21 protein-coding genes are annotated in these 24,561 nt (G+C 68.5%); 7 read left to right on the forward strand and 14 right to left on the reverse strand.

Features of this window, described 5'->3' with window-relative positions; all coding sequences use genetic code 11:
* Positions 1-37 precede the first annotated feature (37 nt).
* The 3 genes from ACN9MP_RS18785 (at position 38) to ACN9MP_RS18795 (ending at position 4,571) form a co-directional block, all read left to right on the forward strand.
* Positions 38-1,660 (forward strand): LuxR C-terminal-related transcriptional regulator, encoded by a 1,623-nt coding sequence (locus ACN9MP_RS18785; RefSeq protein ID WP_426322722.1) that lies wholly within the window; start codon positions 38-40, stop codon positions 1,658-1,660.
* A gap of 120 nt (positions 1,661-1,780) precedes the next feature.
* On the forward strand, positions 1,781-2,137 hold the full coding sequence (locus ACN9MP_RS18790) for a hypothetical protein (RefSeq protein ID WP_426322724.1): 357 nt from the start codon (positions 1,781-1,783) through the stop codon (positions 2,135-2,137).
* Between the two features lie 73 nt (positions 2,138-2,210).
* A complete protein-coding gene (locus ACN9MP_RS18795; RefSeq protein WP_426322726.1) occupies positions 2,211-4,571 on the forward strand; it encodes a transglycosylase domain-containing protein in 2,361 nt (786 codons plus the stop codon).
* A 325-nt stretch (positions 4,572-4,896) separates the two neighbouring features.
* On the opposite strand, the gene ACN9MP_RS18800 is transcribed toward ACN9MP_RS18795, so the two are convergent.
* Positions 4,897-5,187, reverse strand: coding sequence for a hypothetical protein (locus ACN9MP_RS18800; protein WP_426322728.1), 291 nt, complete (start codon positions 5,185-5,187; stop codon positions 4,897-4,899).
* Positions 5,188-5,275: 88 nt separating this feature from the next.
* Between ACN9MP_RS18800 and ACN9MP_RS18805 the strand changes: the two genes are divergently transcribed.
* Positions 5,276-5,860 carry a hypothetical protein gene (locus tag ACN9MP_RS18805; RefSeq protein ID WP_426322730.1) on the forward strand — a complete coding sequence of 195 codons (585 nt, stop codon included), beginning with the start codon at positions 5,276-5,278 and terminating at the stop codon, positions 5,858-5,860.
* Between the two features lie 609 nt (positions 5,861-6,469).
* Here ACN9MP_RS18805 and ACN9MP_RS18810 read toward each other — a convergent pair.
* Both ACN9MP_RS18810 and dnaB read right to left on the reverse strand, forming a co-directional pair.
* On the reverse strand, positions 6,470-6,712 hold the full coding sequence (locus ACN9MP_RS18810) for a hypothetical protein (protein ID WP_426322732.1): 243 nt from the start codon (positions 6,710-6,712) through the stop codon (positions 6,470-6,472).
* A 292-nt stretch (positions 6,713-7,004) separates the two neighbouring features.
* A complete protein-coding gene (gene dnaB, locus ACN9MP_RS18815) occupies positions 7,005-8,378 on the reverse strand; it encodes a replicative DNA helicase (protein WP_426322734.1) in 1,374 nt (457 codons plus the stop codon).
* Between the two features lie 600 nt (positions 8,379-8,978).
* On the opposite strand from dnaB, the gene ACN9MP_RS18820 reads away from it, so the two are divergent.
* Both ACN9MP_RS18820 and ACN9MP_RS18825 read left to right on the forward strand, forming a co-directional pair.
* The gene (locus ACN9MP_RS18820; RefSeq protein ID WP_426322736.1) at positions 8,979-9,995 is read left to right on the forward strand and encodes a hypothetical protein; all 1,017 of its coding nucleotides are present in this window, start codon (positions 8,979-8,981) and stop codon (positions 9,993-9,995) included.
* 117 nt (positions 9,996-10,112) lie between these two features.
* Entirely contained in the window at positions 10,113-11,879 is a 1,767-nt protein-coding gene (locus ACN9MP_RS18825) for a beta strand repeat-containing protein (protein WP_426322738.1), read from the forward strand.
* Between the two features lie 287 nt (positions 11,880-12,166).
* Here the strand turns inward: ACN9MP_RS18825 and rplI are convergent, their stop codons facing one another.
* From rplI to rpsF, 4 genes are all read right to left on the reverse strand, one after another.
* A complete protein-coding gene (rplI, locus tag ACN9MP_RS18830; RefSeq protein WP_426322740.1) occupies positions 12,167-12,619 on the reverse strand; it encodes a 50S ribosomal protein L9 in 453 nt (150 codons plus the stop codon).
* A gap of 9 nt (positions 12,620-12,628) precedes the next feature.
* Entirely contained in the window at positions 12,629-12,883 is a 255-nt protein-coding gene (gene rpsR, locus ACN9MP_RS18835) for a 30S ribosomal protein S18 (protein WP_005054609.1), read from the reverse strand.
* 95 nt (positions 12,884-12,978) lie between these two features.
* A complete protein-coding gene (locus ACN9MP_RS18840; protein WP_426322742.1) occupies positions 12,979-13,509 on the reverse strand; it encodes a single-stranded DNA-binding protein in 531 nt (176 codons plus the stop codon).
* A gap of 5 nt (positions 13,510-13,514) precedes the next feature.
* Entirely contained in the window at positions 13,515-13,907 is a 393-nt protein-coding gene (gene rpsF / locus ACN9MP_RS18845) for a 30S ribosomal protein S6 (protein WP_426322744.1), read from the reverse strand.
* Between the two features lie 199 nt (positions 13,908-14,106).
* Between rpsF and ACN9MP_RS18850 the strand changes: the two genes are divergently transcribed.
* Positions 14,107-15,324: a hypothetical protein gene (locus ACN9MP_RS18850; RefSeq protein ID WP_426322746.1), complete on the forward strand. Its 1,218-nt coding sequence runs from the start codon at positions 14,107-14,109 to the stop codon at positions 15,322-15,324.
* 144 nt (positions 15,325-15,468) lie between these two features.
* Here ACN9MP_RS18850 and ACN9MP_RS18855 read toward each other — a convergent pair whose 3' ends face one another.
* The 7 genes from ACN9MP_RS18855 to ACN9MP_RS18885 all read right to left on the reverse strand — a co-directional run bounded on the left by ACN9MP_RS18855 (position 15,469) and on the right by ACN9MP_RS18885 (position 24,549).
* Complete coding sequence (locus ACN9MP_RS18855; protein ID WP_426322748.1) at positions 15,469-17,178, reverse strand: dipeptide ABC transporter ATP-binding protein; 1,710 nt, start codon at positions 17,176-17,178, stop codon at positions 15,469-15,471.
* Positions 17,175-18,182, reverse strand: coding sequence for an ABC transporter permease (locus ACN9MP_RS18860; RefSeq protein WP_426322750.1), 1,008 nt, complete (start codon positions 18,180-18,182; stop codon positions 17,175-17,177). The genes ACN9MP_RS18855 and ACN9MP_RS18860 overlap by 4 nt, the downstream gene beginning before the upstream one ends.
* Positions 18,182-19,258, reverse strand: coding sequence for an ABC transporter permease (locus ACN9MP_RS18865; protein ID WP_426322752.1), 1,077 nt, complete (start codon positions 19,256-19,258; stop codon positions 18,182-18,184). The genes ACN9MP_RS18860 and ACN9MP_RS18865 overlap by 1 nt, the downstream gene beginning before the upstream one ends.
* Positions 19,259-19,353: 95 nt before the next feature.
* Entirely contained in the window at positions 19,354-20,994 is a 1,641-nt protein-coding gene (locus ACN9MP_RS18870) for an ABC transporter substrate-binding protein (RefSeq protein WP_426322754.1), read from the reverse strand.
* Positions 20,995-21,139: 145 nt separating this feature from the next.
* Entirely contained in the window at positions 21,140-21,538 is a 399-nt protein-coding gene (locus tag ACN9MP_RS18875; protein ID WP_426322756.1) for a DUF779 domain-containing protein, read from the reverse strand.
* A 6-nt stretch (positions 21,539-21,544) separates the two neighbouring features.
* Positions 21,545-23,095, reverse strand: a complete 1,551-nt coding sequence (gene exaC / locus ACN9MP_RS18880) for an acetaldehyde dehydrogenase ExaC (RefSeq protein ID WP_426322758.1) — start codon at positions 23,093-23,095, stop codon at positions 21,545-21,547.
* A 98-nt stretch (positions 23,096-23,193) separates the two neighbouring features.
* Positions 23,194-24,549, reverse strand: a complete 1,356-nt coding sequence (locus tag ACN9MP_RS18885) for a GAF domain-containing protein (RefSeq protein WP_426322760.1) — start codon at positions 24,547-24,549, stop codon at positions 23,194-23,196.
* Between the last annotated feature and the right edge of the window lie 12 nt (positions 24,550-24,561).

Raw genomic sequence — 24,561 nt, forward strand, 5'->3', positions numbered from 1 at the left:
CATCATCCGGTGCGGCTGTGACCGGCGCGGGAGCGACATGGGCTCGTCCAGTGACCGCGACGCGGGCCGCTCGGCGGCGGCCGACCTCCGCTGGGCCGCCGCGCTCGAGCTGCTCAGCCGCGCCGACGCGCGAGGAGAGCTCGCGGCATCCGATCTCGACCTTCTCGGGAAGGTGACACTGCTCCGTGGCGAGCCGCGGGCATCGGTCGACGCGCTGACGCGCGCCTACTCGGCGCACCTCGCGACAGCGGACGCGGCGGGCGCCGTGGGCTCCGCCGGCTGGCTGGCACTCGAGATGATCGAGCTGGGCGACTTCACCAACAGCGTGGCGTGGGCTGCACGCGCGATGCGGATCGTGAACGGGATGCCGCGGCCCGGCGCGCTGGCCGGGTTCGCGCGACTGGCGCCTGCCGTCGGGCAGCTCGGCAGCGGGAATCCCGCAGACGCGGCGCAGCGATTCCGCGAGATCCTCGCGATCGCGGATGCGCACGATGACCGGGAACTCGCGGCGAACGCGAGGCTCGGGCTCGGCAAGTCGCTGATCGAGATCGGCGAGATCGGGGACGGTTTCGCCTGCTTCGACTGGTGCATGACGGCGATCGCCGCCGGCGACATCACACCCGTGGTCACGGGCACCCTCGCGTGCGCCATGATCTCCGACGCCCTCCTCGCGTTCGACCTGGAGCGCGCCACAGCGTGGACGGCCGTGCTCGACCGATGGTGCAGCGCGCAGCCGGAACTCATCACCTTCAGCGGGCAGTGCCAGGCGCTGAAGGCCGCGCTCCTGCTGATCCGCGGGGCCTGGGGGGAGGCATCCACCGCAGCAGAACTCGCCCTGTCGCGCTTCCGGGCGGGCGATTATCGCGCGGTCTGGGGCGCGCCATACCAGCTCGCCGAACTGGGCCGGCTACGGGGCGCCTTCCATTCGGCCGAGGAGTCGTACCGGCGCGCGGCGGAATCAGGGTGGGAGGCGGAGCCGGGAGTCTCTCTGCTCCATCTCGCTGCGGGGAGAACGCAGCGCGCTCAGGAGGAGATCCGGCGCAGCGTGGCCGGCGCCGATCCGTTCACGCGGTGCTTCCTCTTGCCGGCGCTGATCGAGATCGAGGTCGCCGCGGGTGATGCGGCAGCGGCTCGCCGGGGACTCGATGAACTCTCGGCGGGTCGCCGTGCCGCTCGCACCCCGATGCTCGACGCGATCGTCGAGGCCGCCGAGGCCCGGGTGTTGATCGCCGAGGGGCAGTCCGACGCGGCCGTGACACCGGGGCGGTCCGCCGTGGACCTCTGGACGCGGCTGGATGCTCGATACGAGGCGGCGCGGTGCCGCGTGCTCGTCGGGCGCGCGCTGCATTCCACGGGCGAGGGGGCCGAGGCGGCGGCCCAGTTCGATACGGCGCGCGCCGTTTTCCGCTCGCTCGGCGCGGACCCCGCCCTCGCCGAGTTGGACGCCGTGACGGCCGGTCGCCGTTCCGCCGCCCTGACGCCGCGTGAACTCGAGGTGCTGCGGCTGGTGTCGACGGGGCTCACCAACCGCGCGGTGGGTGCGAAGCTGTCGCTCAGCGAGAAGACGGTCGCACGTCACCTCGCGAACATCTTCGGCAAGCTCGGACTCTCGACGCGTGCGGCCGCGACCGCCTACGCGTATGAGAACGGGCTCGTCTGATCGGGGCCGGCCGCCGGCAGGTGCCGCGCGTCTACACAGGATGACCCATACGCGCGCGCCGGCGAAGTTGGTCATTTCTGCCGACGCGGACCAGGGATGCCGACGCCTACCGTCGGAGTCATGGACATCCCGCTGATCGCAGGCACGGTCGCGACCGTCGTGTTCGCGGTCAGCAACCTGCCCATGGTGCGCAAGGCGCTGCGCACCCGGGATGTCTCGTCGTACAGCCTGTCGAGCATCGGGATGATCAACGGCGCGAACGCCGTCTACTCGCTCTACGTCTTCAGCCTGCCGGTCGGTCCGATCTGGGCGCTGCACACCTTTTACCTGGTGTCGTGCGCCATCATGCTCGTGCTCTGCGTGAGCCAGCGCCGGAGCGCGGCGCGGCGCTCCCGGCTCGGTGATCAGCCCGATCGCGAAGAGCCTGGGACCGGCTCTCCGCGCCCCCGGGTCGCGGCATCCCCATCGGCCAACTGACGGCGCATCGAACCCCATCGCGCAATCGCGTGCGCTCTGTCATGCTTTTGTCCCACCGGACATGGGAGCCGCCGTGAAGCCGTCATCAAAGGTTTCTCCGCAGAGCGAACCCGCGCCCCGGTACCAGCGCACGCTCGCAGGTGTGCTGGGCGGTCTGGTCGGACTCGTGTCACTCAGCGTGATCGCGGGACTCCTGCTGGTCGCTCCCATCACTCCCGTGCTGGCGATCACGGGACACGCGGCACGGACGGCCGTCTCGCTGTTCGAGGGGCTGCCGAGCTATCTCGAGATCGATCGGCTCATGCTGCCCACGACGATCTACGCGCGCGACCCGTCGAGCGGGCAGGATGTCGAGCTCACGTCGTTCTACGACCAGAACCGGGTTCCCGTCAGATTCGACGAGATCGCACCCGTCATGTACGACGCGATCCTGGCGTCGGAGGATCCCCGCTTCTACGAGCACGGCGGCATCGACATCCTCGGCACGACCCGCGCCTTGATCAAGAACGCCCAGGGCAGCGCGATCCAGGGCGGCTCCTCGATCAGCCAGCAGTACGTGAAGAACGTGCTCGTTCAGCGCTGCGAGCGCGACGCCGCACCGACGGAGACGAAGTCGCGCTTCGAGGTGCTGCAGGAATGCTGGGTTCAAGCCACCCAGGCGGACGGGGTGCCGGGCTACGAGCGCAAGCTCCAGGAGATCCGCTACGCCGTGCAGCTCGAGCAGCAGTACTCCAAGAACGACATCCTGCTCGGCTACCTCAACATCGCCAACTTCGGCGGCACGACCTATGGCGTCGAGGCCGCGGCCCGCTATTACTTCAGCACCACGTCTGCGCGACTCACGCTGGGCCAGGCGGCCACCCTCGCCGGCATCGTGCAGAACCCCAACACGTTCCGCATCGACCGGCCCGGCGGCTCGATCTTCGGCGACGACGGCAGCACCTTCAACAAGGCGGGCGACGGATCGGTCGACGACGTCACCCCCGGCACGCTCGCAGGCCTGGACTCGCTGCTCGCCGACGGCAAGATCACCCCGGAGCAGTACCTGGCCGCCGGGGACGCCTACAGCGCGACCAAGGGACGCCAGCTCTACGTGCTCGACCGGATGCGCGAAGACGGACGGATCACCGACGACCAGTACGTCGCAGCGGCGGCGGAGCCGATCGTTCCTGCGATACAGCCGGCGCTCACGGGCTGCGCGGCGACGGGCGCACCCTTCTTCTGCCAGTACGTCGTGAACACCGTGCGGTCGGACCCCGCGTACGCGGCCGCCTTCGGTGACAGTGCGCAGCAGCGACAGCGGTCGCTGACGCGCGAGGGCCTGAACATCTACACCACGCTGGACTGGCGCCTGCAGAACGCGTCGCAGGGGGCGATGCAGTTCTACGCGCCGGCGACCGTCTCGGGCATGAACTTCGGGTCGGCCTCGGTCAGCATCGAGACCAGCACGGGACGCGTCCTCGCGATCAGCCAGAACAACCGGTTCACGGAGGACGCGGACCTCGCCGCGAGCGATCCCGTCTACACCTCCCTCGTGTACGCGGGAGACTCGGTGCACGGCGTCTCGGACGGCTTCCCGACCGGGTCGACTTTCAAGCTGTTCACCCTCATCGACTGGCTCGAGACGGGCCATTCGCTGTTCGAGACCGTCGACGGCACCCTGCGCGCCATCCCGCGGCTCCGCGACCACTGCGAAGGCACATGGGTGAATCGCGAGAACCACGTCGTGCGCAACTTCGGGGGCGTCAAGGGCTACGTAGGGACGCCGATGCAGTTCACGGCGCAATCACTGAATAGCGGATTCCTCGGTATGGCCGAGAAGCTCGACCTCTGCGACATCGAGAACGTCGCGGCGCGCATGGGCGTGACCCGCGGCACCGGCGCGCCGATCGACATCGATGGGGCGGCCGCGATCATCGGCACCAACAACATCGCGCCGGTCACCTTGGCCGCGGCGTTCGCCACCGTCGCCAACAACGGCGTCTACTGCGTGCCGCGCACGATCGAGCGCGTGGTCAACGCGGACGGCCAGGAGCTCCCGGTTCCCGGCGACCGGTGCTCTCGTGCCATCAGTCCCGAGGTTGCAGCCGCGGCGGCGTTCGCGCTCCAGGGCGTCATGGTGCCCGGCGGCACCGGCGCGGCCGGCAACCCGAACGACGGCACGCCGATGCTCGGCAAGACGGGTACCCACGAGCAGATCCAGACCTGGCTGGTCGAATCCAGCACGCGGGTGACGACGGCCGTGTGGGCGGGCAACGCCATCGGCGAGGGCGATGTGTTCCGCGCCTCGTACAACGGCCGGATCCTGTCGACGCTCCGTCTCCCGATCGCGCGCGACATCCAGGCCACCGCGAACCAGCTCTACCCGGGCGGGCCCTTCCCCGCACCGCCGGGGAATCTCGTGGGGCGCGGCAGCGACAAACCGAAGCGCTGAGCGGATGCGCCGTTGCTGGCCGTTGCGGGCTGGGCGAATGATTTGGGGGGTGAATCTGTTGCTGCGCGTAGAGATCTCTCTGAAGACGCGCGACAAAGAGACGCCGGGCCTGTAAGACAGTGCCGAGGCTGTCGAGCGGTCGGCGCTTGACCCTCAAGGGGATGCGGCGCATAGAGGCTGTGCCAGGCTGAGCGCGTGCTCGGGAATCTCAACGGATGGCACGTGATCATCCTCTCCTTCGTCTGGATCATCCCTTTCGTCATCACGACTGTGAGTATCGCCCGCAATCGGACCGCCACAGGAACCGCAAAGGCGATCTGGGTGCTCATCGCTCTGCTGTTCCCGTGGCTCGGGCTGGCGGAAATTCAACGACGAGGCTCATGGCGGGTGGACCCAGCGTGAGGACGCTCCATAGATGATCGGTGACCTCCTGGAGGCAGCCGTCGAATTCATCGGCGGGATGGTTCGCCTGTTCCGCACCAATTGGTTCAGCAGAAGGCGTTGAGGCGTGATGGGTCTGTGGGACGCTGCGGTGCTTGGCGACAATGAGGTCCGCCTCGCCAGCGCGCGGAGAGTCCTTCTCATAGGCGCCCTCGCGGTGCAGGAGCACCACCATGTCGGCGTCCTAAGCACGAAAGGTGAATCTACGAATCATGAAAGCTGTAACCCCGCTGGCGTCCCTGAGAGAAGGTCGACTGGGACGGGTGCTTCGCCCGCTCGCGGTGGTCGCTGCCGTACTCGCGTTGAACGTATCGACGGTGAGCCCGGCAAGCGCAGCGAGTATCTGGACGGGAAAGACTGAGGACCCGAGTGCATCCGACACTTCTGTCACCGTCGTGATGGAGTGGAACTGTGGCGAACTCACCGAGGCTGACCGGCGGAAGGCGATCGCCGGGCGAATCCAGATGTGTGGCATCAACGAGCCCATCACCGGCACTGCGGCTCTGGCGGGCGGCGTCACGCCTACAGCCATCAACAACAACAACTGCGGCACGGCCGTCATCAACGTCGGTCAGTCGGGTGGGCGCGCGAACATCCACTACGCACTGCACTCCAGTCAGGGCTTCATCACGGGTCGCGGACTGCACGTGTGGTGGGGTCCAACGTTTGCCGGCAGTAAGTACGACTTCGGCCCGTTCTGGGGGACGAGCTTTTACGGCAGTCAACTCAACGTCGGCTACGCCATGAACGGGAAAAAGTTCGGAGCCACAATGTCGGGGTGGGTGACGATTGCCGGGTGGACGCTCAGTTGCAATGTCTACGTCTCGGAGCCAGTCCACAAGCTCTAGTTGTTTTCGGCGGGCAGAACGTCTGTCCAGCGGAGAGCGGGTGCCGTCGCTGTGGCGAAGGCACCCGCTCACCATTGTCAGTCCGCCTGACTAGCCAACTCGAGCCATCGGTCTAGGAATGGTCCCACGTCCGAGACGCGCTCGGGCGGCGTATCCGGTGCGGCCTCGGATGTGGAAGCAACGACCACGGCTACCCCGTCGCGCAAGACGGTCGTCACGTGAGGGAGCCCATAAGACTGCCGGACTCTTGCGCGGAGCCGGCCAATCTCTCCTTCGGGCGCCGTCGCGACAACCGTATGAGGACGCGTTCCCGTGCTCTGAGCGTCCCCAGTGTGCCAGTAGCCGACCCATCCGTAAACCGGACCAGGGTCGCCGAGAGGCAGGTTTACGAAGATCGCGGGATCATTGCATTCCTTCAACGCGTATGCGACCACGTCGCGACTGTGCGCAGCGGAAAAGATCTCCGATAGGAGGGTTTGGGTCTTCTGCGGCTCGCTGGCGGCGGTCATACGGCCACGGTAGACCCTTCGCTAATCGGATCATGCGTTGGATCCGCACGCCGAGTGTTCAGTGGTGTGCCCACCGGTTTGCTCCGCCTGAAGCTGTGCCTCAGAGGCGGTGCTGAACCCGCCTGCGGTCCAGGATCGGTAGCAGCGCTGCGGCCGCCAGGCTGAGCACTCCGAGCGCGAACAGTGCGACGTCGCCGGGTCTGCTCGTGGGGGCGAGCGCGTGCTCGTCGACCTCGATCCCGTAGGCGTAGACCGCGAACGCCCACCAGATGAGGAGGACCACGCCGACGAGCACGAGGCCCCAGATCGTTGCCAGCACGCCTCTGGACGCCTTCGCTTCCATATGTCCTTCTCCCAGTTCCAATCGCACGGTGCGGGTTGGTGATCCACCAGCCGTAGGTGTCCTGCCAACGCTCGCGGTTCCCAGGATTCTCCACAGATCGAACTGAAGGTCCTCAACAGGCAGTGCGCAATTGCTCCAAGCACTTGGTTTGAGCGTCCCGCTGATACCCGCGCCGGGTTCGTCGCGTTGCGGTCCTCATCACCGTCTAATTCATCCCCTTGGGCCATGCAGGCCCGTCGCTCATCACCCGAGGACGAGGATGAGCACCGCGAGGAGCCGGGAACTACGACACTTACCCGAAGTCGCCCGGGGCCATGTCGGTGAAGCGCGAGAAGTGGCCCTGGAACGCGACGGTGATGGTGTCGGTGGGGCCGTTGCGGTGCTTGGCGACGATGAGGTCGGCCTCGCCGGCGCGGGGCGAGTCCTTCTCGTAGGCGGCCTCGCGGTGCAGGAGCACCACCATGTCGGCGTCCTGCTCGATCGAGCCCGACTCACGGAGGTCGGAGAGGGCAGGCTTCTTGTCGGCGCGCTGCTCGGCACCACGGTTCAGCTGCGACAGCGCGATGACCGGAACGCCCAGCTCCTTGGCGAGCAGCTTGAGGGCGCGCGAGAACTCCGAGACCTCCTGCTGGCGCGACTCTACGCGCTTTCCCGACGTCATGAGCTGGAGGTAGTCGATGACGACGAGCTTGAGGCCCGCGCGCTGCTTGAGCCGCCGGCACTTCGCCCGGATCTCGACGAGGGTCATGTTCGGGCTGTCGTCGATGTACAGGGGCGCGTCGTTGATTCGGCCGCGCGTGGCGGCGACGGTCGTCCAGTCGCGGGAGTCGAGCGTGCCCTTGCGCATGGATTGGAGCGGGATCGCGCCTTCGGCGCTCAGCAGCCGCATCGCGATCTCGCTGCGCCCCATCTCGAGCGAGAAGAAGATCGTGGGCATGTCGTGCTTGAGCGCGGCCGAGCGCGCGAAGTCCAGCGCGAGCGTCGACTTACCCATCGCGGGTCGCGCGGCGATGATGATCATCTGCCCGGGATGCAGGCCGTTGGTGAGCTGGTCGAGACCCGAGAAGCCGGTGGGGATGCCGGTCATCTGGCCGTCGCGACCGCGTGCGGCCTCGATCTCTTCCACCGCGGCATCTACCGCGATCGTGAGGGGAACGTAGTCTTCGGCCTGCTCGGCCCCGGTGACCGAGTAGATCTCGGCCTGCGCGTTGTTGACCAGGTCGAGCGCCTCACCCTGACCCGAGTAGCCCATCTGCACGATGCGCGTGCCGGCGTCGACCAGCCGACGCAGAAGCGCGCGCTCGGAGACGATCGACGCGTAATAGCCGGCGTTCGCGGCGGTGGGCACGATCGACGTGAGGGTGTGCAGGTAGTCGGCACCACCGGCACGCTGCAGTTCACCCGTCTTGATGAGCTCGTCGGTGACGGCGACGACGTCGGTCGGCTCACCGTGCGAGTAGAGGGTGAGGATCGCCTCGAAGATCAGCTCGTGCTTCGGCACGTAGAAGTCGGTGCCACGCAGCGTCTCGATGACGTCGGCCACGGCATCCTTCGACAGCAGCATTCCACCGAGCGCGCTCTGTTCGGCAAGCAGGTCATGCGGGGGAGTGCGCTCGAAATCGCGCGGCGCCCCCATGCGCTCCTCGGAGATGTCTGCGATCGACATAGGCTGCGAGTCCTCCTTACCGTTCGTTCCATCGTCCGAGATCTTGAGGCAGCAGCGGAAAGGGCTCGCCGTTCATGAGTGCACGACCAACAGCGGGATGACGCGGCATCCCGCTTCTTCGACGCTCTCGTCCAGCGGTCCCGATCCCTGGTGCACTCCCGCATCCAGCACAGAAGCGCACGCCCCCCAGTGGGTCGCCCTCAACGCTATGGACGGCCACCGACACCCGCAACAGCGCCTGTGGATAACTCTGTGGAGAGCCTGCGCGAAACGCCGTCGCGGCTGTGAACAACCTCTGTGGACAACTCGGGTCCATCCTGGGGGAATCGTCGCGGAAACCGCCTCTGATCAGGCATCCGAAACTGCACAGGCTGTGGAGAGCGATGTGGTTGAAGTCACGGTTGAAGGTTTCGCCTGCGCTGCCCCTCCTGTGCACAATTCCGGACACGCAAACCCCTGCGCGCCGGCGAGAAGGAACAGTAAAACCTGAGGAATCGGGTCTGGACACGGCCTTCGGTGCGGTAGTACCCTCGCAACTCCAGGCACCCTCACGCACGATCCGCTCGGAACGTGCGACTCTTTCGTCGTGTGGAGGTGAACGTGGAGATCGCAACCTCGCAGCTGCCGAGGATCGTGCGACTGGCCCTCATCGGAGCCGGTACCGCGTTGGCCTGGATCGTCGTCTCCCTGGTGCTCGGCCTCGGCCCTGCACAGGCGCACGCCGACGACAACGACGGAGGACTGCTCGGGGGTGCTCTCGGGACCGTGACGGCAACCGTCGACGAGGCTGCCACGACGGTCACTGAGGCCGTCACGAGCGTCGCCGCCGAGGTCACCGAGGTCGTCGACACTTCGGTCGCAGCGGCGCCGGAACCCGTCCAGCAACCGGTGAGCCAAGTGGTCCAAGCTGTCGGCGACGTCGCAGTGAGCGTGACCCAGCCGGTCTCGGAGGTCGTCTCCGGCGGAACCGTGAGCGGTATCACTCATCCCGTCGTCGACGTCGTCACCGAGGTGCCGGTCGTCGGTGGAATCGTCACCGACGTCGGCCTCGACGACGCCGTCGACGATCTGGGCAGCACCGTCGACGACACGATCGGGGGCGCGGTGGACACCGTCGGCGACACCGGCGCGACCATCGGTCAACCGCCGACCGGCGCACCCGGCGACGGCCCGCTCCTTCCCGGCCTTCCCGGCCGCCCCGACGGCGTCGGCGCTCCTGACGGCGTCAGTACCCCGGGCGGTCTCGAGCCCTCCGGTGAGTCGGTCACGGGCAGCGCGACGGTCGCCGTCACCGAGACGGATGCTGCCGCCACCCTCTTCGCCCTTTCCATGGGCCTGCGCGACGCATGGGTCGAGGCATCCGAATCCGTCGTTTCTTCCGTCGCCGTCGTCGTCGCCTCGTCCGCCACCCTTGTCGTGAGCGGGCTCGTCACGGTCGCAGGCGGACTCTGCCTGCCCTTGTCTTCTGCGGGACCCGGTGGTGCGGGTCCCGGCGTCTGGGCGCTCGCTGCCCTCCTCCCGCTCGCCGCACACCGTGCCTGGGTGCGCCGAGCAGGTCCCGAGGGCGAGCACGCGCCGCCGGCGCCCGTCGGCTCCACCGACGTCTCCCCCGACTGATCGGGCGCTCCGCCGCGCCGCGCATTCTTGCGGCTGCGGCAGAGATCCGGCGCGTCATCGCGCCGAGCGGCGCGTCACTCTCGCGCTGAACCGATCAATCCACAAAAGGGGAACACCATGCGCACTTTCTGCAAGCGCGCCCTCCTGGGCACGCTTCTCGCCGGCGGCATCACGCTGCTCGGCGCAACGGTCGCCAACGCGGCCGAGACGACCGGTGACGATGGACTGCTCTCGGGCAGCCAGGCCGTCGTCGACGTCACCCTCCCGGTCACGGTCTCCGGCACGTCGGTGTCGGTCATCGGCGACTCGTCGAGCAGCGGCTCGACGAGCGAGGCCCCCGCGCCATCCTCGGCTTCCGGCACGGCGAGCACCACCGGCTCCGATTCCGCCGGTTCGGGCACCCAGGGGATCGTGTCGGTGAACGTGCCGGTCACGGTCACGGGCAACTCCGTATCGGTCGTCGGCGACAGCGAATCGACGGATGCCGCCGCCGGCGCGCCCGCTGGCTCGACTGAGCCCGCCGCGGCGGAGACGGCAGGCGACGGCAGTCTGATGTCGGGCACGCAGGGCGTCGTGTCGGTGAACGCACCGGTCACGGCGTCGGGAAACGCCGTCTCTGTCATCGGCGACAGCTCCAGCGACGGCCAGACAACGGGGACCGGCACCTCGAGCGGCGGCACCACCACCGACGGCGCCACCACCGGCGGCTCGGACTCCACCCTCGGCGGCAGCCAGGTCATCGCGTCCGTCACCGCACCCGTCACCGCCGGCGGCAACGCTATCTCTGTCGTCGGCGACAGCTCGTCCGAAGGGACGGTCGCCTCGCCGGGCACGGGCACGGGAAGTGGCAGCTCGAACGGCGCCACCACCGACGGCTCGGACTCCGTCCTCGGCGGAACCCAGGTCATCGCGCCCGTCACCGCACCCGTCACCGCCGGTGGCAACGCCGTCTCCGTGGTCGGCGACAGCTCGTCCGAAGGGACGGTCGCCTCGCCGGGCACCGGCACGGGAAGCGGCAGCGGCGGCACGACCAGCGGGTCGGACTCCACCCTCGGCGGAACCGAGGTCATCGCACCCGTCACCGCCCCGGTCACGGCCTCGGGCAACTCCGTCTCGGTCATCGGCGACAGCTCCAGCGACGGCGCGACGACGGGGACCGGCACCTCGAGCGGCGGCGCCACCACCGACGGCGCCACAACCAGCGGTTCGGACTCCGCCTTTGGCGGCAGCCAGGTCATCGCGCCCGTCACCGCACCCGTCACCGCCGGTGGCAACGCCCTCTCCGTGGTCGGCGACGGCTCGTCCGAAGGGACGGTCGCCTCGCCGGGCACCGGCACGGGAAGCGGCAGCGGCGGCACGACCAGCGGGTCGGACTCCACCCTCGGCGGAACCCAGGTCACCGCGCCCGTCACCGCCCCGATCACCGTCGGCGGCAACGCCGTCTCGGTCATCGGCGGCAGCACCACGATCGACGTCGTGGTGCCGACGGACCCCACCGACCCGACGGACCCCACCGACCCGACGGACCCGACGGACCCCACGGACCCCACGGACCCCACGGACCCCACGGACCCGACCGATCCGACCGATCCGACGGACCCGACCGACCCGACCGATCCGACCGACCCGACCGACCCGACCGACCCGACCGATCCGACCGACCCGACCGTTCCGAGCAATCCGGGGACCGACGAGACGCCCGGTGACGACGGCACCGATGGGATCACGGGCTCAACCGCAGCGGCCGGTTCGACCGCACGATCGGCCGGCACGGTCGCCCAGCTCGCCGCGACGGGAGGAACGGGCATGCTGCCCGTCCTGCTGCTGGCGCTCTCGCTGCTGGCAGCGGGTGCGTCGGCCCGCGCGCGGCGCCGCTCCGCGTGAATCGACGGGGCGAGGCGACGTTCCCCAGACGTTCCTCGTCCTGACGCGGAGCACGCGGGAGGGCCGTCCCCAGCGGCCCTCCCGCCCTAGCCCTTCGACCGCGGCGGTGCGTCACTGCCTGGACCGCGCCGCCGCGGTCGGAGCCACATCCGTTCCGTTCCGTCACCCGAGACGCGTGGTGCATCCTGCAGACGGTGCGAGGGCTCACCGGAAACGGCGGATGCCGCAGACTCAGTGCTTCTCAGAAGCACCGGTCTGCGGCATCCGTTCTGCCGTCTCCCGAGGGATTACTTGGCGGCGACCACCTGCAGGGTGATCACGGCGGTGAGGTCGTCGCGGAGGCGGATCGTCGCCTCGTGCTCGCCCACCGACTTGATCGGGGAGGTGATGTGGATCTTGCGCTTGTCGAGCTCACCGAGACCGGCGGCCTTGACCGCGTCGGCGACGTCGGAGGTCTTGACCGCACCGAACAGGCGACCCTCGGCCCCGGCCTTGACGGCGAGGCGCACCTTGTTGTTCTCGAGGTTGTTCTTCAGCGCCACGGCCTCTTCGTGGTCGTGGATCGCGCGCGCCTCGCGGGCGGCGCGGATCGACGCCACCTGCTTCTCGCCACCGCGGGTCCATGCGACCGCGAAGCCCTGGGGGATGAGGTAGTTGCGGGCGTACCCGTTCTTGACCTCGACCACGTCACCGGCGCTACCGAGCCCGGTGACCTCGTTCGTGAGAATCAGCTTTGCCATCGGTGCTCCTTAGCGGCCAGCGCCGGCGTAAGGCAGGAGCGCCATTTCGCGGGCGTTCTTGATCGCCTTGGCGATGAGACGCTGCTCCTGCACCGAGACACCGGTGATACGACGGGCACGGATCTTGCCGCGCTCCGAGATGAACTTGCGGAGGGTGGCGACGTCCTTGTAGTCGATGACGCCGACACGGATCGCCTTCGCGGGAGCGGCGTTCTTCGCGCCCTTCCGCGGCTTCCGGCGGTCGCCGGTTGCCTTTCCAGCCATGGTGTTTCCTTTACTGAGAATGTGTTTTCGACGGATGCCGCAACCCGGTGCGTCTCGTCTCGCTTCGCTCGCTCAACGACCCGGGGGCATCCAGATCAGAACGGGGTGTCGTCGCCGTAGGCGCCAGGGGCAGCCCACGCGTCGCCGCCACCGGCACCGCCGGCGTTCTGCGAACCGGGGGTCGACCACGGCTCGTCGGCGACCTGGGCCGGACGGGACTGTCCGCCACCGCCGCCGAAGCTTCCGCCGCCGCCGGAGCCGCCCGCAGCGCGGGTGACCTGGGCGGTCGCGTAGCGCAGCGACGGGCCGATCTCGTCGACCTCCAGCTCGATCGCGGTGCGGTTGTTGCCCTCGCGGTCCTGGTAGCTGCGCTGCTTGAGGCGGCCGGTCGCGATGACCCGCATGCCCTTGGTCAGCGAGCCGGCCACGTGCTCGGCGAACTCGCGCCACACGCTCGCGCGGAGGAACAGCGCTTCGCCGTCCTTCCACTCGTTGGCCTGACGGTCGAAGTTGCGCGGCGTCGACGCGATCGTGAAGTTCGCGACGGGGAGGCCGTTCTGCGTGTAGCGCAGTTCGGGATCAGCCGTGAGGTTGCCCACGACGGTGATGATCGTCTCGCCGGCCATCGCCCTTAAGCCTTGGTCTCGACAGGCTCGACCCGGCGCGCGCCCTTCGAGGACTTGCGGGCGGCGCGCTCGTCGGCGCGGGCCTTCTCCGAGGCGACCATCGCGATGGCCTCTTCGGCGCGCAGGACCTTGGTGCGCATGATCTGCTCGCTCAGGTTGAGCTGGCGGTCGAGCTCCTGCGTGGTCGCGGCGGTTGCCGTGAAGTTGACGACGGCGTAGATGCCCTCGGTCTTCTTCTGGATCTCGTACGCGAGACGGCGCTTGCCCCAGATGTCGATGTTCTCGATGGTGCCGCCGTCGGTCGTGATGACCTTCAGGAACTTGTCGAGGTTCGCGCCGACCTGGCGCTCGTCGATCTCGGGGTTCAGGATGACCATGAGTTCGTACTGGTGCGTCACTAACCCACCTCCTTCGGACTAGAACGGCTGCCGGGCGTTTCCCGGCAGCAGGAGGGTGTGTTGCACGTCATCCGGCGTGCGCGCGAGTGCGCGCGTGCGGACAACCCTCCTATGGTACCGGATGCCGCATCCTTCGCCCAATCGGCGGCGGGCGCCCCCGCCTCGCGCCCCGCGGACGACGCGCAGGTACCGTGGTCGCGTGAGCGTTCCCGCCGCCGTTCCCGGTTCCGCGCCCTCGTACCCCTTCGACGCGCACCCCCTCGTCGAGCCGGTTCCCCCTGGAGTCGCGCGTGCGTTCGTGCAGGAGCTGCGCCGCACGGGCCGGCTCGGGAAGTCGCCGGTCGGCGGGCCGCTGATCATCGTGGTGGTCGCCATCGTGCTGCTCGTCATGTTCGGCTCGATCGCCGTGACGATGATCTCGAGCCTCGTGAGCGCGGTGGCCTCGGGTCTGGAGGGCGGGGGTGGAGTCGCCCTGGTCTTCGCGTCCCTGCCGCTCATCGTCGTGGGCCTCGTCGCGGCGTTGGTCATCACGTTCTTCGTGCGTCACGCGGGCGCGAGCAGCGAACGCATGTACCGTCTCGATCGGTTCGCCCGCGCCAACGCGATGGAGTACGTCCCCACGTTCGGCAACCCCGGCCTGCCCGGCATGATCTTCTCGATCGGCAGCTCGCGTCACTCCACAGACCTCGTGCGCGCCGACCGCCCCCGTTTCGTCGAGTTCGCGAACTATCGCTATACGACCGGCTCCGGCAAGAACAAGACGACCCACCAGTGGGGATACGTCGCCGTGAAGCTCGACACCCCGCTCCCGCACATCGTGCTCGATGCGACGAGCAACAACGGTCTGTTCGGCTCGAACCTGCCGCTGTCGTTCGACAAGGATCAGCGCCTGAGCCTCGAGGGCGACTTCGACCGCTTCTTCTCCCTGTACTGCCCCGCGGACTACGAGCGCGACGCGCTCTACCTCTTCACGCCCGACATCATGGCGCGCTTCATCGACAACGCCGCGGCCCTCGACGTCGAGATCGTCGACGACTGGCTCTTCCTGTACGCCAAGCGCGACTTCTCGACGCTCGACCCGCAGACGTGGGCGTGGCTGTTCTCGGTCGTCGGTGCGCTGCTCGACAAGCTCGCGCAGTGGGCGCGCTGGCGCGACGAGCGGCTGGCCGCTGCTGCCGCTGCGTCGATTCCGGATGCTTCCTCCTCCGTCGCCGCACCGGGCACAGCTGTGGCGGACCCGGGGGGCGCAGCATCCGTCCCCTTCGCTCCGCCGCTCGACTCCCTGCGTCCGCCGCCCGGCGTCGCCCCGGAGGGTCGGCGCCTGCAGCGCGGGGTGCCGTGGGTGCCGATCATCGTCGGCGGGATCATGGTGCTGTTCTGGATCTTCACCCAGATCGGGCCGGCCTTCCTGCGCTGAGGCGTGGCCGAGGCGAGCGGCCGTGGCAGGCGCGGCGAAGATCACACGATCTCGCCGAGATCACACGCTGTTCGCGACGCGAGCGTGTGATCTCGGCGAGATCACATGAAGTCGGCGCGCGGCGAGATCACATGACGTCGGCGGTCACACTTCTCGGGTCGCCTGCCACGCGGCGCGACGCGCAGCCTGCTCCTCGGGGTCCGGAACGGGAAGCGATGCCAGCAGGCGCTTCGTGTAGTCGTCCCGCGGATCGGTCAGCACCTGCACGGTGGTGCCCTGCGCGCGGATCTCGCCATGCCGCAGCACGACGACGCGATCGGCCACCTGGTCGATGACGGCGAGGTCGTGGCTGATGAACAGCGACGCGAACCCGAACTCCCGCTGCAGCTCGGCGAAGAGCTCGAGAACGCGGGCCTGCACGGAGACGTCGAGCGCGCTCGTCGGCTCATCGGCGATGAGCAGCTTCGGGTTGAGGATCAGCGCCCGCGCGAGCGACGCACGCTGGCGCTGGCCGCCCGACAGCTCGTGCGGGTAGCGATCCCCGTACGAGGTCGGCAGGTGAACGGCGTCCAGGAGCTCGTCGACGCGTGCTCGCGCGTTCTGCATCGACGAATCACGCCCGTGCACCACGAGCGGCTCGGCGATGCACTCGGCGATCGTCAGCAGGGGATTGAAGCTGGTAGCCGGGTCCTGGAAGACGAACCCGACATCGGGTCGCAGCTTCGCGAGATGCCGCGTCTTCGCACCCTTGAGCTCCTGCCCCAGCACGGTGAGCGAGCCCCCGAGCACCTCGGTGAGACCCACCATGGCCCGGCCGATCGTCGTCTTGCCGGAGCCCGACTCGCCGACGAGACCGAGCACTTCGCCCGGCGCTATCCAGAAGTCGACGCCTTTCACGGCGATGACGCCGGGCGAGCCGAACCGGCCCGGATAGCCGATCTGGACCTTGCTCGCGACGACGAGGCTTCCCGCCGGCGGCTCGGTCGGAGCCGGCGCGGCGGGATCCTGCGTCGCGCTCTTTCCGCGGCCCACGTGCGGCACGGCGGCCAGGAGGGCCTTCGTGTAGTCCTCGCGCGGGTCGGCGAAGAGCGTGCGCACCGGTGCCTGCTCGACGATTTCGCCGCGGTACATCACGACGACGCGATCGGCGAGGTCCGCGACCACACCCATGTTGTGCGTGATGAGCACGATCGTCGCCCCGAACTCGTCGCGGCACGCCCGCAGCAGCTCGAGGATCTCGGCCTGCACCGTGACATCGAGGGCCGTCGTCGGCTCGTCGGCGATGATGAGCTTCGCGTCGAGCACGAGCGCCATCGCGATCACGACGCGTTGCTTCTGGCCTCCCGAGAACTGGTGCGGGTAGTCGTCGACGCGTTTCTCGGGATCCGGGATGCCGACCTTCCGGAGGATCTCGACCGCCTTGACCTTCGCCTCGGCCTTCGACAGCCTCTCGTGCGCCCGGAGCCCTTCCGCGATCTGGAACCCGATCGTGAAGACGGGATTGAGGGCGGTCGAGGGCTCCTGGAACACCATCGCGGCGTCGCGCCCGCGCATCTCCTGCAGCTGGTCGTGCGACGCGTGCACCACATCGGTCTCGCCGCCGTCGCGGCCGCGGATGATCACCGCGCCCGACAGCGTCGCCGTCTCGGGAAGGAGTCCCAGAAGCGTGTTCGCGGTGACCGTCTTGCCCGACCCCGACTCGCCGACGATGGCGAGCACCTCGCCCGCCCGCGCCTCGAGACTGATGCCCGTCACAGCCTTCACCGGCTCCGCGTCGGTCGCGAAGGTGACGTGCAGATCGCGAACGAACGCGACGGCGGAATCCCGCTCGCTCTGCGTGGCCTGGGGATTCATGCGGCACCTCCCGCGCGGCGACGACGGCGCAGCCGCGGGTCGCTGAGGTCGTTGAGGCTCTCGCCCACGAGCGTGATGCCGAGGACGACGAGGACGATGGCAAGGCCGGGAGGGATCGAGGTCCACCAGATGCCGCTGGACGCGTCGGCGACGGAACGGTTGAGATCGTAGCCCCATTCGGCAGCGGCCGTGGCGTCGATGCCGAACCCCAGGAAGCCGAGGCCGGCGAGGGTGAGGAGGGCCTCCGACGCATTGAGCGTCACGATCACCGGGATCGACCGCAGCGAGTTGCGGAGCACGTGACGCGTGAGGATCCGGTGCGTCGGAACCCCGATGACGCGCGCCGACTCCACGAACGGCTCGGCCTTGATGCGCACGACGTCCGCCCGGATGACGCGGAAGTACTGCGGCACGAAGACGACGGTGATCGCTATCGCCGCGGAGAGGATGCCGCTCCACAGCGTCGACCTGCCGCCCGAGATGACGATCGAGATGACGATGGCGAGCAGCAGTGAGGGGAAGGAGTAGATCGCGTCCGCGATGACGACGAAGATGCGATCCAGCCATCCGCCGAAGTAGCCGCTGAGGAGGCCGATCGCGATCCCGAGGAAGATCGAGAAGGCGATCGCGCACACGATCGCGAGGATCGCGGTCTGGGCGCCCCAGATGGTGCGCGAGAACACGTCGAAGCCGCCGACCGTGGTGCCCCAGATGTTCAGGGGGTTCGGTGGCTGCTGCGTGCCGAACTTCACGCCGTCGACGCTGCGCTGCGCCCAGCTGTAGGGCGCGATCCACGGCGCGAGCGCCGCGACGAGCACGAAGAGGGCGAGGATCAGGAGTCCCGCGACGAGCATGAAGCGCTGGAGGCCCATGCTCTGACGGAGCTGGGAGACGACGGGGATGCGGTCGAGCAGGGGCGTCTTGCGGCTCGTGAGCGGCGGTGCCGTGGCGGACGAGCCCGGGGTCGCGGCATCCGTCACCGGAACGGTGGGTTCGCTCGACATCAGTACCTCACTCGAGGGTCGATGAGCACGGCGACGATGTCGACGATGAAGTTCGTCACCGCGACGATCACGGCGATCATGATGACGATGCCCTGAACGGCGACGAAGTCCCGCGACAGGATGTACTGGGCGAGGTGGAAGCCGATGCCCTTCCACTCGAACGACGTCTCCGTGAGCACCGCTCCGGCCAGGAGCAGGCCGATCTGCAGGCCGATGACCGTGACGATCGGGATGAGCGCCGGCCGGTACGCGTGCTTGGTGAGCAGCCGGTACTCGCCGACACCGCGCGAGCGGGCGGAGGTGACGTACTGGGCGCCGAGCGTGCCGATGACGTTCGTGCGGACGAGACGGAGGAACACGCCGGCGGTCAGCAGGCCGAGCGCGAGGGCCGGGAGGATGGCGTGCCATAGGACGTCGCCCACGGCGTCGGGGTTGCCGAGGCGTATGGCATCGATGAGGTAGATGCCGGTCGGGTTCTCGACGGTCTGCAGCAGCAGCTCGGTGCGGGTCGATGCGCGGCCGGCCACGGGGAGCCAGCCGAGCCAGGCCGCGAAGACGAGCTTGAGCAGGATCGCCACGAAGAAGATCGGGGTCGCGTAGGTGAGGATCGCCCCGATGCGCAGCACGGCGTCGGGCCAGCGGTCACGGAGGCGCGCGGCGACCAGACCGAGCGGGATGCCCACGAGGAAGGCGATGATGAGCGCGTAGATCGCCAGCTCCAGGGTGGCGGCGCCGAACTGCAGCAGGATCTGGCTCACCTCTTGGTTGTCGGTGAGGGTCGTGCCGAAGTCTCCGCGGAAGACGCCGAGGATGTATTCCACGTACTGCACGAAGAGGGGGCGATCGTAGCCCGCCTCATGGATGCGCTCTGCGAGCTGGGCGGGCGGAAGACGCCCGCCCAGCGCGGCGGTGATCGGATCGCCGGTGATCCGGGTGAGGAAGAAGACGACGGTCACCAGGATGATGACCGTGGGGAAGATGAGGAAGAAGCGGATCAGGATGTAGCGCCAGAGTCCGCTGCCCTTTGCGGAGACGAGCGGATCGGCAGCGATCGCTTCTTCGGCCGCGAGAACCATGCGTGAGCCTTAAGGGTATGGCGCGGGCCGGCGGCCGAGCCCCGGGCGGATGCATCATCCACCCGAGCACTCGGCCTGCCGGCCCGCGCTGGGTACTACTGCTTGTTCAGCGGCGCGTAGCGGAACTTGAACGATCCGTCGAGCGTCGCGCCGTCGACGTCGGAGCCGACGATCGCGATCTGCGTGCCCTGGAGGAGGGGCAGCGTCGAGATGTCGTTGGCGACGAGCTGCTGGATCTTGTTCAGCTCCTCCTCGCGCTTGCCCTTGTCGGTCTCGGACGCCTGGGTGGCGAGCAACTCCTGCACCTCGGGGTTGTCGTAGTGGTTCGCGAGGAAGTTGTCCTTCACGAAGAACGGCACGAGGAAGTTCGAGGCGTCGGAGTAGTCGGGGAACCAGCCCAGCTGGTACGCGGGGTACGCGTCGGCCGTGCGGTCCTTCTGATACTGCACCCACTCGGTCTGCTGCAGGTTGACCGTGAACAGACCTCCCTCTTCGAGCTGCGTCTTGACCGCGGCGTACTCGTCGGCCGACGAGGGCCCGTAGTGGTCGCCGTTGTACTGGAGGTTGAGCTGCACCGGCGTGGTCACGCCGGCGGCCTCGAGCGTGGCCTTCGCCTTGTCGACGTCGGGCGCTCCGGCGCCGTCGCCGTAGAGCTCCTTGAAGGGCTCGGCCGCACCGGTGAGGCCCTGGGGCACGAACGAGTACAGCGGGCTGTACGTGCCCTTGTAGACGTCGTTCGAGAGTTCGTCGCGGTCGATGAGCGACGCCGCCGCCTGGCGGACGGCGAGCGCCTTCGCAGGGTCGGCTTCACCGGTCGTCGCGCCGTAGGGCATGGTGTTGAAGTTGAACACGATGTAGCGGGTCTCTCCGCCGGGGCCATCCACGACCTTGACCTTGTCGTTCTTCGACAGGTCCTCGATGTCGGTCGCCGAGAGGCTGCGGTAGGCCACGTCGATGTCGCCGTTGCCGATGTCGAGCTTGAGGTTCGAGGGGTCGGCGTAGTACTTGACCGAGATGCCCGAGTTCTCCGGGGCCCCCAGGGCGCCCTGGTAGTCGTCGTACGGCGAGTACGAGATGAGCTCGTTGACCTTGTACGAGTCGATGACGTACTGGCCAGCGAAGGCCTTGCCCTCGACGATGTCGTTGTCGGGCGTGACGGAGTCGGCTGAGAAGACGTCCTCGTCGACGATGGGAGCGGCGGGGCTCGAGAGGATCTGCTCCCACGTCTGGTCGTTCTCGCTCTTGAGCGTGAAGACGACGGTGGTGTCGTCGGGCGCCTCGACGCTCTCCATGCCGCTGAGGAGCGACGCGGGACCGTTCGGGTCGGCGATGGCGACCTGGCGATCGAACGAGAACTTGACGTCCGAGGCGGTGAGGTCGTTGCCGTTGGCGAACTTGAGGCCCTCCTTCAGCTTCACCGTGTACTCGGTGGGTGAGGTGAACTCGCCGGACTCGGCGATGTCGGGCGTGACGTCGGCCGTGCCGTACTGGCTGTTGAAGAGGAAGGGGTAGATCTGGTTCATCACCGCGAACGAGCCGTTGTCGTACGACCCGGCGGGGTCGATCGAGGTGATCTTGTCGGTCGTGCCGACGATGAGGGGCTCGCCCGACGCGTCGCCGCCGTCGGTGCTCCCGCCGCCGCCCCCGCCGGCGCAGCCGGCGAGGAGGAGTGCCGAGGCGCCGAAGGCCCCGATGGCGAGGCCGATCCGGCCGCGCGTGCTGTGGTGCAGTGACATAGGTGCTACCTCTGCGTAGTGGTGTCAGCCGCGTCAGGGTGGTCGCGGCTCGGAGGCTATCTTCACCCCGGGCGCTCGCGACGGCAATCCAGTGAACGTTTCGTAACCGAACCGAAACCCACCCTTCTTGACACCGCGTGCCACCTCACCCGCTCGGCCCGAGCCCGAAGTGCACCAGTTCCTCCTCGTCGAGCATTCGGGACCGGATGATGAACCGCTTGCCGGTCGGCCCCTCGACACTGAAGCCGGCACCGCGGCCGGGCACCACGTCGATCGTCAGATGCGTGTACTTCCAGTACTCGAACTGGGCCTCCGAGATGAAGACCTCGATCGGGTCGTCCAGCCCCACCTCGAGCGCACCGAGCCGCACGTCCGACGGCCCGATGAGGAACATGCCGACGGGGTAGCACATCGGCGCGCTTCCGTCGCAGCATCCGCCCGACTGATGGAACATCAGCCTCCCGTGCTGATCGGTGAGCTGCCGCAGGAGGGAGGCCGCGACATCCGTCACGGCCACCCTGCTGAAGTACTTCGTGTCTGACATGACGGATCAGAAGAAGCCCATGGAGCCCTCGGCGTACGACACCAGCAGGTTCTTCGTCTGCTGGTAGTGGTCGAGCATCTTCAAGTGGTTCTCGCGGCCGATGCCCGACTGCTTGTATCCGCCGAAGGCGGCGTGCGCGGGGTACTGGTGGTAGGTGTTCGTCCACACGCGGCCCGCCTCGATCGCGCGCCCGGCGCGGTAGGCGGTGTCGCCCGACCGGCTCCAGACGCCCGCGCCCAGGCCGTACAGCGTGTCGTTCGCGATCGACACGGCGTCGTCGAAGTCGTCGAACGACGTGACCGAGACGACCGGCCCGAAGATCTCCTCCTGGAAGATGCGCATGTCGTTCGTGCCCTCGAACACCGTCGGCGCGACGTAGAAGCCCTCCGACAGATCGCCGCCGAGGTCGACCCGCTCACCGCCGGTGAGCAGTTTCGCTCCGCCCGCCTTGCCGATCTCGATGTACGACAGGATCTTCTCGAGCTGGTCGTTGGATGCCTGTGCCCCGATCATCGTCGCCGGGTCGAGGGGGTTCCCCTGCACGATCTTGCCGACGCGCTCGAGGCCGTCGCCGAGGAACCGGTCGTAGATCGACCGCTGGATGAGCGCTCGCGACGGGCACGTGCACACCTCGCCCTGGTTGAGCGCGAAGAACGTGAAGCCCTCGAGCGCCTTGTCGTAGTAGGCGTCGCCGGTGTCGCGAGCGACATCCTCGAAGAAGACGTTCGCGCTCTTGCCGCCCAGCTCGAGCGTCACCGGGATGAGGTTCTGCGACGCGTACTGCATGATGAGGCGGCCCGTGGTGGTCTCGCCGGTGAACGCCACCTTGCGGATGCGCTTGTGCTGCGCGAGCGGGGCCCCTGCCTCGATGCCGAACCCGTTGACGATGTTCACGACGCCCGCCGGCAGCAGGTCGCCGATGATGTCGAAGAGGAACAGGATCGATGCCGGCGTCTGCTCGGCCGGCTTCAGCACGACGCAGTTGCCCGCGGCGAGCGCCGGCGCCAGCTTCCACGTGGCCATGAGGATCGGGAAGTTCCACGGGATGATCTGGCCGACCACACCCAGCGGCTCATGGAAGTGGTACGCGACGGTGTCTTCGTCGAGTTGGCTCAGCGAGCCTTCCTGCGCGCGCAGGACGCCCGCGAAGTAGCGGAAGTGATCGACGGCCAGCGGGATGTCGGCGGCCAGCGTCTCGCGCACGGGCTTGCCGTTCTCCCACGTCTCGGCGACGGCGATCTTCTCCAGGTTCTGCTCGATGCGGTCGGCGATCGTGTTGAGGATCACCGCGCGCTCGGCCGGGGTGGTGCGCTTCCAGGACTCGAACGCCTTCCACGCGACATCCACCGCCCGGTCGATGTCCTCTGCGGTGCCGCGCCCGACCTCCGTGAACGGCTTGCCGTTGACGGGACTGATGTTCTCGAAGTACTGCCCCTTGATCGGCTCCACCCACTCGCCGCCGATGTAGTGGCCGTAGCGGGGACGGTAGTCGGCGATCGAGCCGCGCTGCCCGGGGGCGGCGTAGACGCTCGAGACACCCTCTTCGACAATGGTCATGCTGGTCTCCTTCGACGCTGTCCGCGACGGTCGTCGTCGCGATGCGTCGAAGGTAGGCGGCGCAACGTTGCATGATGTTGCGCCGTCGGCGGCCGCGGTCAGCCGCCGGCTTCGAGCCTCTCGATCCGCGCGACGAGCCCGGCGCGCCGCGGGGAACGGGCGGGCAGCATCGACAGGCACAGCCGGAGCAGCTCCGCGTCGTCGGCGGCGGCATCCGTGTCGGCGAACGAGAGGAGCACGTCGACGGATGCCTCGGCCATGAGTGCCTCGCGGAGCGCTGTCCGCACGGTGTCGCGGAGCTCCTCGACGCCCGGTGCGACCGAGTCGGGCAGCACGTCTCCCCGGTAGCTCGCGAGCGCGACACGGTGGGCCCCGCGATCCAGGAGCGAGAGCACCTGCTGCGCGTCGGTCTCGATCTCCACGCCGAGGCGGTAGGGGCGGGACTCCGGCACGAGGGCGGGCGCCGTCTTCTCGAGTGCCTTGCGCAGTCGCACCATCTCGGCGCGGAGGGTGACGGCGGTCGCCTCCCCCGCGGCCTCGCCGTAGACGAGGTCGCCCAGGCGTTCCGCCGAAAGGCCCTGGCGGTGCACGGCCAGCATCAGCAGCAGCTCCGCGTGCCGCGGGCCGAGTTCGGACGCCGTCTCGACGCCCTCGCCGCTGACCTCGAGGAGGGCCCGGTCGCGCCCGAGCACTCTGAGGACCGCCCGCGTGGGCTCGACCCGCCGGGTCGAGCGCCGCCCACCCCGTTCCGGTTCCTGAGCCTGTCGAAGGGCCGCGCGCTCGCGGAGCCGGGCGACCAGCAGCTCTCCCTCGATGGCCCGTGCCGTGGCATCCACCAGCAACTGGGCCTGCGGGGTGACGGCCTCCAGGCCGCCGGTGACGTCGATGACACCCAGGATGCGGCGTGTCTCGGGATCGTGCACGGGCGCGGCGCTGCACGACCACGGCTGCACCAGGCGGTTGAAGTGCTCCGCGCCGCTGATCTGCACGGACCGGTCGAGAGTCAGTGCCGTGCCCGGCGCAGAGGTGCCGACCGCGCCTTCCGACCAGTTCGCGCCTTCGATGAAGCCCATCTCGCCGGTGAGGCTGCGCACGTTGCGGTCGCCCTCAACCCACAGCAATCGGCCGGCCGCGTCTCCGACCGCCACCACGACGCCCGACTCCGAAGGATCGCCGGGCAGCAGGAGGCCTCGCACCATGTCGATCACGGCGGCGAGAGGGTGTGCGCGACGATACTCCTCGAGCTCCCGGGCCGAGAGGTCGAGCGGCGGCAGCGCCTCGGCGCCGACGAGGCTCTCGAGCGATCGCCGCCACGACTCCCGCACCAGGGTGCGCACGTCGCGCAGCCTCTCATCCGCGGAGTTGCCGGCGACGAGCTCCTCGTGGGCGCGCTCGATCAGCAGGCGCGAGGTCTCGGGCGACACCTCGCGTCGCGGCGACCACGGTGACGGCATGGTGCTCCGATC

Source organism: Microbacterium sp. E-13 (assembly GCF_049912955.1).
GTDB lineage: Bacteria > Actinomycetota > Actinomycetes > Actinomycetales > Microbacteriaceae > Microbacterium.

Coding starts and splice junctions, on each gene's coding strand:
- ACN9MP_RS18825 (WP_426322738.1), top strand. CDS start 10,113: ATGCGCACTTTCTGCAAGCGCGCCCTCCTGGGCACGCTTCTCGCCGGC.
- ACN9MP_RS18860 (WP_426322750.1), bottom strand. CDS start 18,182: ATGTCGAGCGAACCCACCGTTCCGGTGACGGATGCCGCGACCCCGGGC.
- rpsR (WP_005054609.1), bottom strand. CDS start 12,883: ATGGCTGGAAAGGCAACCGGCGACCGCCGGAAGCCGCGGAAGGGCGCG.
- ACN9MP_RS18870 (WP_426322754.1), bottom strand. CDS start 20,994: ATGTCACTGCACCACAGCACGCGCGGCCGGATCGGCCTCGCCATCGGG.
- ACN9MP_RS18800 (WP_426322728.1), bottom strand. CDS start 5,187: ATGGTGGTGCTCCTGCACCGCGAGGGCGCCTATGAGAAGGACTCTCCG.
- dnaB (WP_426322734.1), bottom strand. CDS start 8,378: ATGTCGATCGCAGACATCTCCGAGGAGCGCATGGGGGCGCCGCGCGAT.
- ACN9MP_RS18865 (WP_426322752.1), bottom strand. CDS start 19,258: ATGGTTCTCGCGGCCGAAGAAGCGATCGCTGCCGATCCGCTCGTCTCC.
- ACN9MP_RS18885 (WP_426322760.1), bottom strand. CDS start 24,549: ATGCCGTCACCGTGGTCGCCGCGACGCGAGGTGTCGCCCGAGACCTCG.
- exaC (WP_426322758.1), bottom strand. CDS start 23,095: ATGACCATTGTCGAAGAGGGTGTCTCGAGCGTCTACGCCGCCCCCGGG.
- ACN9MP_RS18790 (WP_426322724.1), top strand. CDS start 1,781: ATGGACATCCCGCTGATCGCAGGCACGGTCGCGACCGTCGTGTTCGCG.
- rplI (WP_426322740.1), bottom strand. CDS start 12,619: ATGGCAAAGCTGATTCTCACGAACGAGGTCACCGGGCTCGGTAGCGCC.
- ACN9MP_RS18785 (WP_426322722.1), top strand. CDS start 38: ATGGGCTCGTCCAGTGACCGCGACGCGGGCCGCTCGGCGGCGGCCGAC.
- ACN9MP_RS18855 (WP_426322748.1), bottom strand. CDS start 17,178: ATGAATCCCCAGGCCACGCAGAGCGAGCGGGATTCCGCCGTCGCGTTC.
- ACN9MP_RS18810 (WP_426322732.1), bottom strand. CDS start 6,712: ATGGAAGCGAAGGCGTCCAGAGGCGTGCTGGCAACGATCTGGGGCCTC.
- ACN9MP_RS18875 (WP_426322756.1), bottom strand. CDS start 21,538: ATGTCAGACACGAAGTACTTCAGCAGGGTGGCCGTGACGGATGTCGCG.
- ACN9MP_RS18840 (WP_426322742.1), bottom strand. CDS start 13,509: ATGGCCGGCGAGACGATCATCACCGTCGTGGGCAACCTCACGGCTGAT.